This window comes from Aureibacter tunicatorum, assembly GCF_036492635.1.
GTDB lineage: Bacteria > Bacteroidota > Bacteroidia > Cytophagales > Cyclobacteriaceae > Aureibacter > Aureibacter tunicatorum.
Map to the genome: position 1 here is coordinate 1,737,951 of NZ_AP025305.1, position 15,993 is coordinate 1,753,943.

The following is a 15,993-nucleotide window of genomic DNA, read 5'->3' on the forward strand; positions in this document are numbered from 1 at the left end:
AATCTTAAGCATAATCTTAAACGTGGGTTAAGGTGTTGTCTAAATTGTCATTCAAAATGGAGTTATGTAATGTTCCCCCCTTTTTTAGGACCGCAAAGTAGTTAAACTTAATTTTATTTTTTGGTTTCTCATTTCAAGAGCTTCATAAATTTCAATATCAGGTTCTGTCAAGGGCGGCTTGTGTTGCGCCTGCGGCAAGCCGTTTATACCCTTGACGGGTTCTGGTATTGAACTTACCTTTGCTTTTGAGATAAAAGCCAAATTCGATTCTTCAAAGTAGAGTTCTCTAGGTCGCTTGTGCTCCAATGAACTATGTCTTCTTTGGTGATTGTAAAAATCAAAATACTCGAGCAAGCCTACGAATAGTTCATTTCCTGTCGCGTAAGCTTTAAGGTAAATATCTTCATATTTTACGGTTCTCCATAGTCTTTCGATAAATATATTATCGATCGCCCGTCCTTTACCATCCATGCTGATTCGTATTTGCTTTGAGTGTAAATAAGAGGTGAATACTTCGCTGGTAAATTGGCTGCCTTGGTCGGTATTGACTATTTCAGGAACTCCATATTGTTCAACGCATTCTTGCATGGTTTCCTGACACCACTCAGCATCCATAGTATTGGAAATGGACCAACCCACAACAAATCGACTCTTTAAATCGATAACTGCCATTAAGTAAAAGTAGCCTCCCTCTACTGGAATATAAGTGATATCCGTCGCCCACACTTGATTGATTCGCTCGATTTTAAGCGATTCAAGCAGGTAAGGATATGTTTTATGTTGTTTATTTCCTTTAGAAGTATGAGGGCCCGGAACGATGGCTCGCAGATCCATTAGCCGATACAATCGCTCTATTCTTTTGGAGTTTATATTATAATCCATATCTTTTTTAAGCCAAATGCTCATAGAAGGCACTCCCCAAAATGGTCGCTTTTGATACTGCTTGTCAATTAATTTCATAAGCTTCAAATTAAGTTCGGACTCACCTTTAGATTTATAATAATAGCTTGATTTATGAATACCTAAGAGGGAGCACTGCCTCGTAATACTCAAGATATCATGCGCCTTATCGACTAGCTTTTTGCGTTCTTGTGTGTTTTTGTTTACGATAAGGCTTTCTTTAAAAAATCCACTTCAACTTGAAGTTGGCCTATTTTGGAGTAGAGCGTTTCTTTTTCCTTTTCCAAGCTATCCGTGGCTTCTTTTCGATCGCTATTTTTTTTAAAAAGGGAAGAGGCATTATTCAAAAACTCGCGTTTCCAAGTGTTGATTTGAGTAGGGCTCAGATCAAATTCTTGTGCTAAAATTGCGATTGTTTTCTGCTCTTTGATAGCGGCTAATGCCACTTTTGCTTTGAATTCAGGGGTAAATTTTCTTCTGCTTTTCATAGTAACTAAGTTAACAGATTGTATCTTAACTTGCAGTCCTAATTTTTGGGGGAACTATAATGAGTCTAGCTTTGGCTTTAGCGATATTTAGTTTTTAGGTCACGATTATTGAAAAACCAAGATTAACACACTTTCAATACTAATTTAAGAGTTTGCAAAGTATATAATCCTTCGGGTATGTTTGAAATATGATTTTTTAACCTTATTTTTTCATTGAAATGATTTGATCTCAATTTCTGAATTCCTCACATAGGTGAAATAAACGGAATTTGGTTAGTTGGGATGTTGGTATTAATGAAAAGAAATGACTAGACACATATTACTTCTAATATTAATAGTGGTGTTGGGTTCGTGCTCTGATAGAAAAGGAAAAAATGTAAAGGTGAAAATGGGGATTAACTCCGATCTAAAAGCAGATATCGAAGCACTAAAATTATATCGAAGTAATGGACATTTAAGTGAGATTCTTTATGAAAAGCTTTACACATATTTATCAAATGGTGGCACATTAGATATAGATGACCAGCTTTTTTATATTATGAAGAAATTTGAAAATGATACTATTCTCAGCATAGAGCTACTTCAAATAGAGCGAAACTCTGAGATACTATTTGAAGAGAAGCAAATATATCAAATATTAATTGAGAATGGCTTCTTCGCAGAAGGTGTTCCAATAATTAATTTTAATACAAGAAAAATTATAAAGAAAAAATTCGTAGAAGAATCTATTTATCTTGCTTTAGAAGATAAAAACAAAATTTTCTATTTTGATTTAGAAGGAGATGTTATGAAAGAGAATTTATCATACACTTACTTTTTAGAAGAAATGAAAAGTTTTACGCTAGGACATTTTTCTCCTTCAAATATTCAAGAGTCTTGGGAAACAAATGGCGGACCTATAGTAATCAATTATACTTGTGAAAATAAAATATTTACATTTAGCCCTTCATACAACGATGACTGGTATGACATAAGCGAGTGCATGAAGCAAATAAATGAAATATTAAAAGCAAAAGGATATGGTATCTATACAATTTCAGCAGAATTTATATCAGGTCAAGATGTGCTATTTATTTTTTTAAGTGATACAGAGAAAGAAAACCTTAAAGAAAGGTTAGGGTGGCAACTAGATCTAATTAAATAAATATAATACCAACAACTAAGTCTTCGTATGGCTCGCAGAGCCCAATGTGAAGGCAGTATTGTCAAGCAACTGTTTTGAATACCCGAAAATAGGACAGGAGCATTGTCGCTCCCAGTCCCATTTGAAAATTGAGATGTTGAATCTCATGACTTTTCGATCAATGATCTAGTGAACTCTTCTATGCTTAAGCTAGGCTTGCCCAGTATTTCCCAGGTTGTTTCGGATACTTGCTCTTCTTTTAGTTGCTCCACATAGCTAAGCATGTGTTCCATGAATTCTTCATATTCCTTGCTAGGCAGACCGAGATGCTTGATGGTTTCCATCGGATACTCTGAAACTTGGATTTTGGGATTGTAGACGCTCGCGAATCTCTTTGCGGCTTCCGGAAAACTTATTCCTTCTGTGCCTTGAACGGTAAAAGACCGATTGTACGCTTTTTCATTGCCAATGGCATTGGAGATATTTTCCGCCAGATCGGTAGTGTTTGTGAAGTATACGGGATGTTTATGATCGCCTATTATCCCAAAGTCCTCGTCTTGTATGAAGGTGGGGAAGGAATCTAAGAAGACGGAGCAATGAAAGTAAGTGTAATGAATGCCTGAATTTTTCAAATGCTCAATGGCAGGTTTTCTGATGCGATTGGTTTTGTACTCCATGCCTTTGGTCGCAAATTCGGGATGAGACAAATCGATGCCAACTATCTGCATGATATGTTTAACGCCAAGGACCTTGCCGGTGTCAATGACATTGATGATGCCTTCTCTTTCGGGTTGGAATGGGGCGCTTTCATTCCAATTCGTGGTATTGAGATTCAAGTAGATGGTTTCGGATCCGATGAGCGCGGAGGCAAGGCTTGCTTTATCGGACACGTCGCCATAGACGACTTCAACACCTTTGGGCAATTTTTTCTTGGCGGATTCCACATCCCTTACCACAGCTTTTACTTGAATGCCTTTTTGGCTGAGTTGCTTTGTGATCGGCAAGCCAAGCGAACCTGTAGCTCCGATGATGGTTAGTTTTTTCATGATTTGATGGTTTAATGACTTAGTTTGATACCAATGATTCCAATGATGATGAGTGATAAAAATATCAGTTTTTGCCAGCTGAAAGCATCATTGAATAGAAGCAATCCCACCAGAATAGTACCGCTGGATCCAATCCCTGCCCATACCGCATAGGCAGTTCCCATCTCAATGGATTGCATGGATTTGAGTAAAAGCCCGAAACTCAAAGCTCCGAACACAAAGAATCCGACAGTGCCTTTCCAGTTTGAAAATCCTTCAGAGTATTTCATTGAAGTGGTAAAGGCAACTTCAAATAATCCTGAAAGTAGTAAGTAGATCCAACTCATATTAGTCTGTATTTAAGATTACAGCACAAAGGTAGAGTCGATGAAAATAGATTCTTTTTACCTATGTTAAAAAAGCAATTATTTTCCAGATCGAATACGGCTAAGCGTCACCTGAGTAATTCCCAAGTAGGAGGATATATGTCCTAGCTTGACTCGCTGAAGAATTTCGGGGAATCGATTGATCAGTTTTAAGTACCTGCTTTTGGCATCTGTGAACTGAGTGAGCAATATTTGCTCTTCCATTTCCAATAGAGCTTTTTCGGCTATTTTTCTGCCGAAGTTTGCCAGCTCCAGATTGGTTTCATAAAGCTCTAAAAGCTTAGACCTGCTGATCTTTAATATCACTGAATCTTCCAGAAGCTCAATGTTCTCCATAGAGGGTTTGGACTTGATGAAATTGCTGAGCGAAGCGGCGATATCTCCCTCAAATCCGAACCAATAGGTTACTTCTTTTCCATCTTTATTGATAAAGTAGCTTCTCATGGCTCCGGTTTTAATGAAGTAGATATAGTTATGAATTTCGCCGACTTTGATTAATAGTTCGCCTTTTGATTTGCTCTCCTCGCTCATGCATGCATTCAAAAGTTCGAAGCTTTCGCCTGATATTTCATATTTGTGTTGAAACAAATCTTTGGAGGAGTTCATAAGAAGGTAGAGTTTTGGTGATTAAAAATATCAATTAATTCCGCTTGATAATTATTGAGATTCAGACAAATTATCGAGTTTTCTTCGCACCACTTCAGTATCATGCAAGGATAAGGATTTTTTGTAAAATTCGGTAGCCTTTTCTTTATTGGACTGAGATCGATAAAAATCTCCCATAGCATCATATGCCCGGTAACTTTTTGGGTAATTGTTGATGTTCAAATTATATAATGCAAAGGCTTTGTCATCTTGCTGTACAGAGAGCATGATATCTCCATAGCGATTAATGCTGGATTCGGGCGGTGGAAATGAGTAGTTGAAATGATCAGCAATGTTTTCAAAGTGATTTGTAATTACGGTCATTAAATCGTCAACATTCATTCCTAAGCCTTCTTGAAATAGAAATTCTTCATCAAAATTGTACCAATCGAATAGGGATCGAACTGCGTCATAGGAAGCTGCGAAGGGCACGCCATTGTGATTGTCGTTGAGATAAAATTTCCAATCAAAATTCAATTGGTCAGCTTGTTCGCAGATGTTTTTGAACGCCAAGATTGTTCTCATGTGTTCGGACGAACTCAATGTGTCTTCCAATACAGTATTCAAATCTAGTCCCTTTGGAAGCCTATTGGCAACTGCCAAATAGAGCGATTTCTTTTTGAAACTTTCGCTTTTCAAAATATGGCTTGCTTCTTCAAAGAAGCTTAGATTATTCCATCTTATGCTAGGGTCAATGGCAACATAGTTGTCAAATATCGCAGGATGGTGGATCAAGGTGTTCAGAGTAAACAAGCCAGCCCAAGAATGTCCGACAAGTGTTCGATAGGGAGTTGTTTGATATTTTGAGTCGATATAGGGGATCAATTCATTTTCTAGGAAGCTGGAAAAATTTTCAGCACCTCCCGAGCTGGCCAAATAAGGCACTTTGCTGGGAGTTAAATCTCTTACTCTGTCGGTATTGGGGATTCCCACGACGATCATTTCTGGAATGATATTATTGCCATTGGCGACGCTTAATTGATGCACCATGCCTACGGTTGAGTAGAAGTGAGCGGTCCCATCCAGCACATATATTACTGGAAATCGCTTTTGCGAATTTTCCGCGCTTTCGGGAATGGAAATCCATATTGGACGCTTTTCTTGCAAGATGTTCGAATATATACTATCGACGATTCCTACTGTTATTTGATTTTTGTCAAGGCCAATAGTGCTTGATTGTGCTAATAGATTGCAAGCGAATAGAAATAGAAGAGCGCAAATGAAGAGCGTTTTTTTCATGGGTTTTAGGGAAGTAGCGTTTGATGAAAAAATATAAAGGTATTTTTTATGTGTTAGGTTTTTAGAGTAATTATATATTTGAAATGGCATTAATTAATCGCACAACAGATTTGTGAAGTGGCAAGAATAGATATTATTTTACTTAATGTTAGCATATCTTTTTAACGTTCCTTTTCTAATTTTACCTTTGTTATTAGCTTTAATAAATTCTCCTGTTTCAACATTAAGGCAAGTCAACCACATCCCACCGTGAGCATAAGTATCAATACAAATTGTATGTTTAAAATCGGCAATTTCACCATTTTTGCGTGAGGTATGACCACAAATTACAGTTTTTGTTGAGTTATAAGCTTTTGGATTTTCATATTTTTTCCAAAATAGATGATGTTTATTTTGTTCGTTTAAATTTTTCCCAGCTTCAAGACCTGCATGAATGAATATAAAATCCTTAATTTCCAAATAGTCAAGGCAAGAATCTATAAAATCCCAATGAGATGGACTTATTATGTCCATCCAATTTTCAGTGTTATTGATATGATAAGATTCTAAAGTGTTTGCACCTCCAAAATGTAACCACTCCTTTAATCTTACAGGCGACATTTTTGCGGCTTTCATCATTATTTCATGATTGCCAAGAATAAACTCAAAATCATGATTTTTTTGATTATTAATAAGCCAGTCAATGACTCCTTTGCTATCAGGTCCTCGGTCTATATAATCGCCAAGAAATACAACTTTGTCATCAGTTTGTATAATACCTTGTTTGAATATTGTTTTTAATGCTCTAAGACTTCCATGTATATCTCCAATTGCGTAAATAGGCATTTTATTTTTGAATTAAATTTTGATGAAAAGCGTTGTTCTTTAACCTTGAATTTAGCATCAGTTTATATTTTTTTGTTAGCACATGTTTTATAAGGCGTTGATTCGAAGCTTTTACTTGTTTTGCGTATCTGATGCGAATCAGTTAGAGATTTTTATTAGTTGCTCTGATTCTTATATAAATCAAATGCTGTTAGGTTATCAGAACCCTCTAAAATGCTAAAAGTAGCATAGGATATTGTTTCTATCCAGACTTCTAATAGTTTTATTTGTTGTTTTTCAATCAAACCATTCCTTTGTAGCATTCCTTCAGGGTTTATTGCCCAATTTCTAGTGAAATGACAGATTCCCCATAAAGCAATAATTACTTCTCTATCTATTTTCTCATTGGTTCTTAATTCATCAGAAATCGTTTTAATTGCTGTTATGACTTCATGGAAGTTTTCTTCAATTAATTCTCCTGTAAATGGCCTTAGCATTCCTAAAAAACCTCTTTTCGATTTTGGATGATCAATATCTTCATGAGTAAAACTATGATATTTTAATATTTCTTTCGCTTCTTTCTTTGTCATTTTTCAGTTATAAATTTTTTATATAATATTGTTTATAGATGGTTTTATCTCTTTGAAATCGGTTTTAAATGATATAAATGAATTATTTGAAATGTAAGCTTCCAATATTTTTGGTTGTCTCCCCCAACTATCAGAAACACTCATTTCTTCTGTTGCTTTATACCATTCGGTTTTTGAGAATTTTTCGTTATACTTGATCCATTCATGAATCATCTCGACTTTATCAGTATTTATAATTTTATTACCAAATAAAGGTTTAATTTCTTTACTTGATGTAAGGTGTCCAAAATATTGGGGGCCTCCTGTTGTTCCAAAGATTTCAATTGTTCCGTAATTTTCAGAGTTTAAATATAATGAAGGTTTGTATTCATCATAAAATTCAATGAACTCATGAACTCCTATATATTTTAGAATTTGCTGTTTTTCCCAATCTTCTTTTTTTGGGAAATTTTTGTTTAACTCTTCATCAAGAATTAGTCTTTTGGGAGCATATGGGTATATGTCTGTATGTGATTCAAAATCAAATTCGAGTAGTTTTTGAATTAACTTTTCATATTCCTCTTCAGAAATACTCATGCTTTTCCATGTGCAACCAGGAGACATTCCACCACTGGTTCCTTCACTTTTCAGAAGCTTATTTATAAAGTCTATTGGGGGAATAAGTCTAATATCTTTTTCTTGAAAAGCATAGGGAAAAGAATAAGGGTAGTCCAATAAAATTGAACATAAATCTCCTTTAACTTTTTCCGATTCGTTCATTGACCAGTGTCTAGTATATTCCATATTTTTTATAATTAGTCATAACAGCCCGTATTTTGAAATCAGTTTTTCGAAATATGAGGAGCATTATTAAGGAGTAAAATTCATTTCAATGAAAAAATAAGTTTAAAAAGTTATAATTCAAATACGCATAGAAGATATCTGCTTTGTTAAGTTTAATTATTTGTGCCTCTGATACGAACCTGAATGATTTGGCACTTTGTTGCTTTAATCGTTTAAGATTGACGGCGAATTGATAGAAAAGCTGTTTTTAAACCGAAGAGTTTGCTATGATGTGAATTCGCGAGAGGGAAATGCTTTCGCAAGCATAAAAAAACGGCTTGAATTTAACTCCAAACCGTTTGAAACCGATAAATTTTGAGTTTGTATGTAATACCTTGATAAGGGTCTTATTCAATCAGCTTAATAGTTAGTTGAATATCTCAATGACACTAGGATCTCCCTGAGTCGTGACTATAGGTTTGTCGCTTGTTTTTCCTGATTTAAGGTCGTAAGTGTAGATTCCCACACCGGTTTCTGTCGAAAGACCCCAAAGTATTTGATCATTGTATTTTGCCAACGATGCTGAATAACCATTGCAGTAAGGGAGGTCTAATTTTGCAATGCTTTGATTATAGATGTCAACTTTAAATGATCCCACAGTGCGGTCATTTACATAGTCAGGAGGATTGCTGGCAAGCGAGTAAATATTTCCAGCGCCGAACAGAGTCCCATCGTTATGGTAAAGAATATGTTGAAAGTAGTCCAGTTTATTTCCTGGAATGTCATCTATTGCATAGTCAGAGACATTGAAAAAATACTCAGGATCGAAGGCCATGGCTCCCTCTTTGATACGCAAAAAACCGCATTTTTGCTCTGGAACAAATCCATATGAAGCCATGCAAAATATATACAGATCTCCTTTTTCATCGAAAAACATCGCGCGAGTATCATCTAATGCGCCTGCGAAAGTAGTTCTGCTGTCCGTAGTGGAAGTAATCGAATTGTTTTGGTTTAAATCAATGATCAAAATCTGTGCGGGATGAACACTTGAGAAGCCATCGGAACTTTGTTGGCAAGCGACGTAAAGTTTGTCATTTCTTAGGATCAAATTCGTTGGATCCGGGCTAGCATCATCAATAGCATAGCTGGTCAGATCAATATAATCCGTAATTTCCATAGTTGTTGGATTGATTACCGCGATTTTACCCAAAGTGCGGAGAGAAAGAAAAGCTCTGTCTTTGCTTTCAATCGCCAAACTCATAGAAATAGAGCCTGTCGGCAAACTAAGGCTTCCTATTTCGTCGAGCTTGCCATTGTTTCTTCGATATTTGATTAAGCGATCGCCTCTTTGGTTCGGGATCATGTACACATCGTCTCCGTCAAGCACCAAGAAAGGAGTGACAGTGGATTGTTGAGCATTTGAAACCTCATATGAGCCTACTGTTAAATCTTTGATAGTGCCGATATACCCAGTGGCAGGGTTGGAAGAGTTGATATTGGTAACAATAGCAATGTCGTGGTTTTGATCATCCACAGTCATGCTTTCTTCTTCGTTGCTCTCACAAGCGATTAAACCTATGATGGAAGCGAGAAAAATGAATAGGAGCTTCGTTGTCTTATGCATATTAATTGTGATTATGTGTTTGTTTCCCCAGTAGCAAACAGCGTAATTTTATACGATATGTACGGCCGGGCAAGGGTTGATTGTAATTGTTTATGACAAGTTCGTCTGTGATATTATTAACTTCAAATGTGATGGTAAAGCGATCTTCTTGAAAAGCTTGCTCTATGGAAGCCGTATGCGTCAGTACTTTTGGAATGACAAATTTGTCATTCACGCTAAGCGCGAAACCATAGTTGAATGCATCTGTAAAAGATAGATTGTAAATAAGCCTTGATTTGCTTTTCTTTAGAAACAAGTTGTCTTTGTGGGCTTCGGCGTTAAGATTTGCAAATAATTGCGGAATATTCGGAATGTCTTTTTTGTAAGTCGGGTTGTCAACTTCTTTTGTGCCCGGAATGTATTTATTATTATCCACAACCCTCTGATAAGTCATGTTAATTCCAGCATACAGCCATGATGTTATGTCGGCTTTTACCTCCACATCAGCACCCGTTATGTACACTTTGGCATAGTTGACATAGCCAATCGATAGACCATTGCCAGCCAACTGGATTAAATTGTCGACGTTCATGTAAAAGCCGTTCACTTCCGCTTGAAAACGTCTGTAATTTTTTAAAATGCGATCGTATACTAATCCAGCGGTGAAATTATAAGCTTCCTCGGGCTGTAGAGTTATAGAAGGCGTGATCAACACTCCATCTCCAAACAATTCTTGAGTATTAGGCAAACGAACGGCTCTTTCATGCACCGCTTTGGCTAACAGATACTCATTTAGAGTATAGCGCATGCCAAGGACATAACCCCAACTTTGTGTATTGGTCTTTATATATTCCGGTTCTCCTTGCACATAAATGTTTGTGTTATAACCTTCAGTATGATTATAGTAATGTTTGACAGCTGATGAGAACAAGAGTTTTTGATTTTTATTTTCCTGCTCGAATGTAAGGCTAGTGACGGAATGAAATAGATGAGCGGGATAATTGAACAAATTTTTGCCCGCATGCTCATTTGCTACATCGTCACGAGGATCCAAATTCGATTTTCGAAAATTTTGGTTGAAATTCAGCGTTGAAGCTTTTCCCAAGCGGTAATTAAGGTTCAGTCGTTGCCTTAGCTCATTTTGCTCTGTGTTTGACATATTCGGACCAATGCCTAATTCGCCTTTGCCATAGATGCTTGGGGTGCGTGTGCCATCCCAATTATAGCTATAAGAGGATGTGTCAACCATAGCAACATCAATTTTGGCCCTTATCAATGTATAACGAAAGGAGAGTTTGTCATTCCATAGACCTGTTTTGCTAAGGTTCATGACACCAACATAGGTCTTCCCTTTGTTTTCAGCATGCTGTATATTTTGGGTGATGCCTTGTATCTCTTTATGTGTGCTCATATACGCGCCCTCGAAATCAACTTCGTCGAACCATAGGTTATTGAAAGTAATACCTCCGCCTATCAGCAGTGAGTGAAATTTGTCATGATCTCGCTCTACAATCAGGTTTTCCTGATCGGGTATAGCCATTTTATAATTATTGTCAGCCTGCGTATTGAACACACCAATGCCTGCTTGGATACTTTTCCACGATTTTTTTAGAATAAGGCCTAGATTGGAGGTATTATAAGATTGATGGGCAATATTGGCGTCGATATAGCTTACATCTCTATGTTTTGTGACTATATTCACCGCGCTTCCCAAGCCGTCGCCTCCCAACCAAGCGGGAACGGATCCTTTATATATTTCGACCCGCTCAATGACTTGCAACGGGATGTCATTAATGCCTAAACTGCCATCGGGTGTATTTAATGGATTTCCATCGACATATAATTGCACGCGTTTACCTTCAAGTCCTCTTATGTTGATGCGAGCGGCACTTCCAAGTCCTCCGCTTTGCCTGATTTGGATTCCTGCTTGTCGAGCGAGAATCTCATTGAGATTGCCGGCTTTGGTCAATAGTTCTTGAGATCCGATGATGGTCACAGGAGCTACTGTGGCTGCTTTGATACGTCTTTTTTCTGCTTCTTCCTCTTTGAGGGCGACAACGTTCACGGCATCGAGCATAGCCGTTTCAGGCTTGAGGCTGATTTTGAGGTAATCATTATCGATTAAAAAGGCCGAATTATGATAGCCTAAATATTTAATCTCTATGCTGTCTCCAATTTGCGCTTGAATAGAAAAAGTACCGTCTGCGGCTGTTGTAGTAAAGTTTTTTCCACTAATTATCGTCGCGCTTATCAGGGGTTCTTTGGAGTTTTGATCTAATACTATCCCTGAAATCTGTGCTTGAGTGAAATGAGTCAGCAATATCAGTAGACTAATCGCAACTGCTTTTAAAAATATATTTTGTTTCAATTTTGTCAGTTTGTTTGTTTGAAAAATCACTCAAGATTTTTAAGCGTTTTTTAGAGAAGATATTGAATATATTCAATTATTAGCGTAGGGTTTTAGTGTTTTGTCTTTTGTATTTATATTTAATTATTATAATATGAATACAAATTTAGGCGTTTTAATTATTTATGCAACTATGTTGCGAATTATTTGAATAGATATATCATGTCTACGAAAAAGTAATTATTTGTAATTTTCTTGATATTGGTTAGGTTGTTTTTGCCGTATTTTGATGATGAGCTGACAGCAGGATTTGTAGTATGGCTTAATTTTTCGAAAGAGACCTTAGGTTGTTTTAAAGTTGAGAGGGGCCTTTGTGGATTGTATAAGTTCAATTTTGGGAAAGTTGAGAAGGCAAATGCAAACCTAGAGTTTATTGATCATGCCAAGTCCTAAAAAGCGCAACTATTTTATGACTTTAGAATTTAATATTTGTTTCTAATTTCACTAGTGGCTAGCATGCCAATTCTCAACTTTCAAAATATGAGAAACGCTTCTAATTTATTCGAGAAGCAAGCTTATGTATTTCTGCGACTCTCCAACACTTTTACGATGCCATTGGAACCGTCAACTTCAATAATGTCTCCATCATTGATAATTTTGGTTGCATTGTAAACGCTACTCACACAAGGCAAACCATATTCTCTGGCGATGATCGCGCCATGTTGGAGTGGACCTCCCACCTCCATGACAATGCCTGCAGCATTGATAAAAACCGGGGCCCAACTAGGTTCGCTAGCTCTACAAACAAGAATTTCGCCTTTATGTAGAGGCTTTTCTTGCGGATTCATTAGAATTTTCGCTTTTCCTTTTATTACTCCCGGCGATATCGGTTCTCCCGGGATTTCTCCATCTTTGGAATTTCGGATAGCATGATATATTTTACCTCTGCTATCAATTAGTCGGGGCCAATCTTTCACATTTTTTACGGCATTATATGGCGCAATATTTTTTTCAACGAGACTAAGCAAGTCTAAATAGGGATCTTTTTCAGCGAGAGATATTTCAGAAATAGATAAATTGAATATTTGTTCAGGGGTTTGGAGACGTTTATTTAGGGTGAATTCTTCGCCAAGCTTTAATGCTTTTTTTCGAAGCAAGCTTATCGCAACCACGTACATGTATTTAGGGTGATCCCTGAAGCCAATCATATCTCGATAAGTATTAGCTAGTCTAATGAACTTTTGTTCTTTGCCGAAGCTTCGCGCTATTTCGCATAATCTATTATAGGCCTCTTCGCTTCTTTTTTTGACATTTAGCGTTGCGTTATTATTGATATCTATTTCTTTTAAATAAGAGAAAATTTGAGAAATGTCTTCCGAGATTCGAGGTGTCGCAATGTCGATTTCCTTTACTCCTCTGCAACCAAATCGTTTGATATATTCATTATAGCTGCTTAGGAATTCGTCGGAGTATTTATGCGCATTCAATTTATTTTCAAAATCCTCTAAGTTGTTCGTGTTGACAAACTCTGGAAATGATGCTGTTTTAAGCATCAGTCGCCCCATTTCCGAGACAGGATTGTCGGGAAGGTTCATGGCAAGCGAGACAATCAAGTCAGAGGCTTCATTATGCTTTTTAAACATTCTCTCAATTTTCCATTTAGCTAAATTTGCGGCAACGAGCAGCCCGCCTATTTCTTTGACTAATCGTTTAAAACCACTTAAAGCTTCATTGACGAGCGTTTCAAAAGGCTTGTTGCTTTGCTCAAGTTCTTCATGGAAGTATTTCCATACCTCATCACTTGTTTTTTTGTAATTGAGCAATGTTGACTTGCTGTTTAGCAGCCCTTTGAAAGTACTGGAGCCATATAATGAAAACATGAATTTTGTTGTTTCCCAAAGGAACCATTTTAACTTTTTGGGCGTGCTTTTCTGGATGAAATCGTGTTTGTTAAGGTGAGCGAAAATTTCTTTGGTAGGAGCGTCATGCGAGCTAAATGTTTTGGTCAATGCAGCGCTTACTTTCATCACATGAGACATAATGATGTAGTGACGACCATGAATAGACCATAATATTCCATCTTTGCCTCGAGGCAATCCATTTCCCATATAGACCATTTTTGCCCAGATGTCCAAGCCTAGGTTTGACATTGGCTCGGAAAATCCTTGTGTAGCTAGTATGAAATCCATATACAAGTCTTTCGTGTCTCCAGATTTTGTAAGCATTTCTGGAAATAGGGGAATATGCGTGGTTATGGGTCTTGCTTGCAGCAAGTACCATTTTTCATCTTCAATAGCCCACTCGATATCCATTGGTTTGCCATAGTGTTTTTCTATTCTGGAAACCAACTGTTCAAGACTTAGGATTTGAGTATCCGAGAGGGCCTGTTCCGTTGGGTTTGCATTATTTTTCTCTTTTGTGCCGCCTGTGTCTAATAGCCAGATGCCAAGTTCTTTTTTAGCAACTTTTTTTTCGATGATTTTATTTAGGACTTTATCGACGATATATATGTCAGGAGTTACAAGACCTGAAACGATGGCCTCTCCTAAGCCAAATGAGGCGTTGATGACTACCTCATCGTAAGCGTTGTTCAAAGGATTCAATGAAAAAGCCACGCCGCTGATCTCTGATTGAATTTGTCTTTGTATAATGATGGCAATGGCTGTATGGTCAAAAGAAATGTTGTTTAGCCTTTTATACTCCATTACTCTGTAATCAAAACAAGAAGCGAATGCTTTTGCTATATGTTTCTCGAGCTTGTCTTTTGTGATTCCTAGATAAGTCTCATACATTCCTGCAAATGAAGTTCCCTCCATATCTTCTTCAGGAGAAGATGAGCGAACAGAAAATATTTGGCCGGGCAGATGAGCAAGGTGTTTTGTTAATTGAATTTGCTGCTTTTCAGTAATTGCCATGTTTTCAGCTTTCACGAAAAGTTTGTCGCAGTTTGCCTTGGTGCTTTCCGTTAAAAAATTGCTCCATTCAGAAGATGCTTTGATGTCGGAGAGCCATTCTTCGAAATAAGCTACAGACAATACCATGCCTTCTGGTACCGGGAACCCCGCTTGAGTTGTTTCTATCAAGGCTTTTGCTTTCCCGCCGACTTGGCGCAGTTCAGGAGTTGTTTTTGAGTTAAAAAGTGTGATCATTTTAAATATTTTAAGCAGGTGTTTATGAGATTGCCCTAAGGTAATATGGACAAACAAAAAATTATTATGCCTAAAATCACTATCCCATTTAATTTTTTGCTTTATGCGCAGTTTGATGATTAGGTAGTCGTTAAACTCTGATCTTCGAAAAGTTGATATTTTTTTGAATTTGGCATTTATTAGAATCATAAAAAACCACGTCCTTTGGGCGTGGTCAGAGAGGTTTTACGGGTTTGCCTAAACGGCGTGCCATTGTTACCTTTCAGGCGTTGTCCCCACAACAAAAGAAAGGCAAACAATGAATAGGTTTAATAAATTATCACACGCCGTATGGTCTTGTTCATATCATATAGTATGGACACCGAAATATAGGTATAGAATATTAAAAGGCGAAATAAAAAACGAAGTAGAAAAATGTATTCGTACATTTTCGGAACAGAAGAAATGTGTATTAACAGAATTGAATATTCAGGAAGATCACGTTCATTTGTTAGTACAGATACCCCCCAAATTATCCATATCTGACTATATGGGTATTATAAAAGGAAGGACAGCTATACGTATATTTGGCAAGTTTAAGCATCTAAAATGTCGCCCCTATTGGGGCAATAGTTTTTGGGCAAAAGGTTATTGTGTAGACACAGTTGGTTTGAATGAGGAGATGATACGAAAATATGTTAAGTATCAAGAAGAAAAAGACAAACGAAACGAAAATAGATAAAACGAATGATTAATATGGGGACAACAACTTTTACCTTCTTTGAGGGGAAAAGTATTTTTATCCCCTTTTAGGGGTTAACTCAATGCCACGTCCTTTGGGCGTGGATTTTTTACTAGCAAATAAAGAGTACAGAAGAATGGCTCAATAAAAAGCAAAGGCGGAATTCTTGCCGAAATCCGCCTTGGTTAAAATCTATAGTTTTGAGCGTGCT

At 37.0% G+C, this 15,993-nt stretch carries 14 protein-coding genes; 2 read left to right on the forward strand and 12 right to left on the reverse strand.

The window, feature by feature from the left end:
* Positions 1-84: 84 nt before the first annotated feature.
* The gene (locus AABK36_RS07460; RefSeq protein WP_309943502.1) at positions 85-1,110 is read right to left on the reverse strand and encodes an IS3 family transposase; all 1,026 of its coding nucleotides are present in this window, start codon (positions 1,108-1,110) and stop codon (positions 85-87) included.
* Positions 1,104-1,388, reverse strand: coding sequence for a transposase (locus AABK36_RS07465; protein ID WP_338390266.1), 285 nt, complete (start codon positions 1,386-1,388; stop codon positions 1,104-1,106). The genes AABK36_RS07460 and AABK36_RS07465 overlap by 7 nt, the downstream gene beginning before the upstream one ends.
* Positions 1,389-1,692: 304 nt before the next feature.
* On the opposite strand from AABK36_RS07465, the gene AABK36_RS07470 reads away from it, so the two are divergent.
* Positions 1,693-2,532: a hypothetical protein gene (locus tag AABK36_RS07470; RefSeq protein WP_309939189.1), complete on the forward strand. Its 840-nt coding sequence runs from the start codon at positions 1,693-1,695 to the stop codon at positions 2,530-2,532.
* A 143-nt stretch (positions 2,533-2,675) separates the two neighbouring features.
* Here AABK36_RS07470 and AABK36_RS07475 read toward each other — a convergent pair whose 3' ends face one another.
* From AABK36_RS07475 to AABK36_RS07520, 10 genes are all read right to left on the reverse strand, one after another.
* Complete coding sequence (locus AABK36_RS07475; protein WP_309939190.1) at positions 2,676-3,557, reverse strand: SDR family oxidoreductase; 882 nt, start codon at positions 3,555-3,557, stop codon at positions 2,676-2,678.
* An 11-nt stretch (positions 3,558-3,568) separates the two neighbouring features.
* Complete coding sequence (locus AABK36_RS07480; RefSeq protein ID WP_309939191.1) at positions 3,569-3,883, reverse strand: DMT family transporter; 315 nt, start codon at positions 3,881-3,883, stop codon at positions 3,569-3,571.
* A gap of 78 nt (positions 3,884-3,961) precedes the next feature.
* The gene (locus tag AABK36_RS07485; RefSeq protein ID WP_309939192.1) at positions 3,962-4,528 is read right to left on the reverse strand and encodes a Crp/Fnr family transcriptional regulator; all 567 of its coding nucleotides are present in this window, start codon (positions 4,526-4,528) and stop codon (positions 3,962-3,964) included.
* A 51-nt stretch (positions 4,529-4,579) separates the two neighbouring features.
* Complete coding sequence (locus AABK36_RS07490) at positions 4,580-5,806, reverse strand: alpha/beta hydrolase-fold protein (RefSeq protein ID WP_309939193.1); 1,227 nt, start codon at positions 5,804-5,806, stop codon at positions 4,580-4,582.
* A gap of 138 nt (positions 5,807-5,944) precedes the next feature.
* Positions 5,945-6,631: a metallophosphoesterase family protein gene (locus AABK36_RS07495; protein WP_309939194.1), complete on the reverse strand. Its 687-nt coding sequence runs from the start codon at positions 6,629-6,631 to the stop codon at positions 5,945-5,947.
* A 155-nt stretch (positions 6,632-6,786) separates the two neighbouring features.
* Complete coding sequence (locus AABK36_RS07500; protein WP_309939196.1) at positions 6,787-7,200, reverse strand: hypothetical protein; 414 nt, start codon at positions 7,198-7,200, stop codon at positions 6,787-6,789.
* An 18-nt stretch (positions 7,201-7,218) separates the two neighbouring features.
* Complete coding sequence (locus tag AABK36_RS07505; protein ID WP_309939198.1) at positions 7,219-7,983, reverse strand: hypothetical protein; 765 nt, start codon at positions 7,981-7,983, stop codon at positions 7,219-7,221.
* Between the two features lie 406 nt (positions 7,984-8,389).
* Positions 8,390-9,586, reverse strand: coding sequence for an NHL repeat-containing protein (locus tag AABK36_RS07510; RefSeq protein ID WP_309939200.1), 1,197 nt, complete (start codon positions 9,584-9,586; stop codon positions 8,390-8,392).
* Position 9,587: 1 nt separating this feature from the next.
* Complete coding sequence (locus AABK36_RS07515) at positions 9,588-11,933, reverse strand: TonB-dependent receptor (protein ID WP_309939201.1); 2,346 nt, start codon at positions 11,931-11,933, stop codon at positions 9,588-9,590.
* A gap of 554 nt (positions 11,934-12,487) precedes the next feature.
* Complete coding sequence (locus AABK36_RS07520) at positions 12,488-15,061, reverse strand: PEP/pyruvate-binding domain-containing protein (protein WP_309939202.1); 2,574 nt, start codon at positions 15,059-15,061, stop codon at positions 12,488-12,490.
* Between the two features lie 298 nt (positions 15,062-15,359).
* On the opposite strand from AABK36_RS07520, the gene tnpA reads away from it, so the two are divergent.
* The gene (gene tnpA / locus AABK36_RS07525; RefSeq protein WP_309939203.1) at positions 15,360-15,782 is read left to right on the forward strand and encodes an IS200/IS605 family transposase; all 423 of its coding nucleotides are present in this window, start codon (positions 15,360-15,362) and stop codon (positions 15,780-15,782) included.
* The last annotated feature ends 211 nt before the right edge of the window (positions 15,783-15,993 follow it).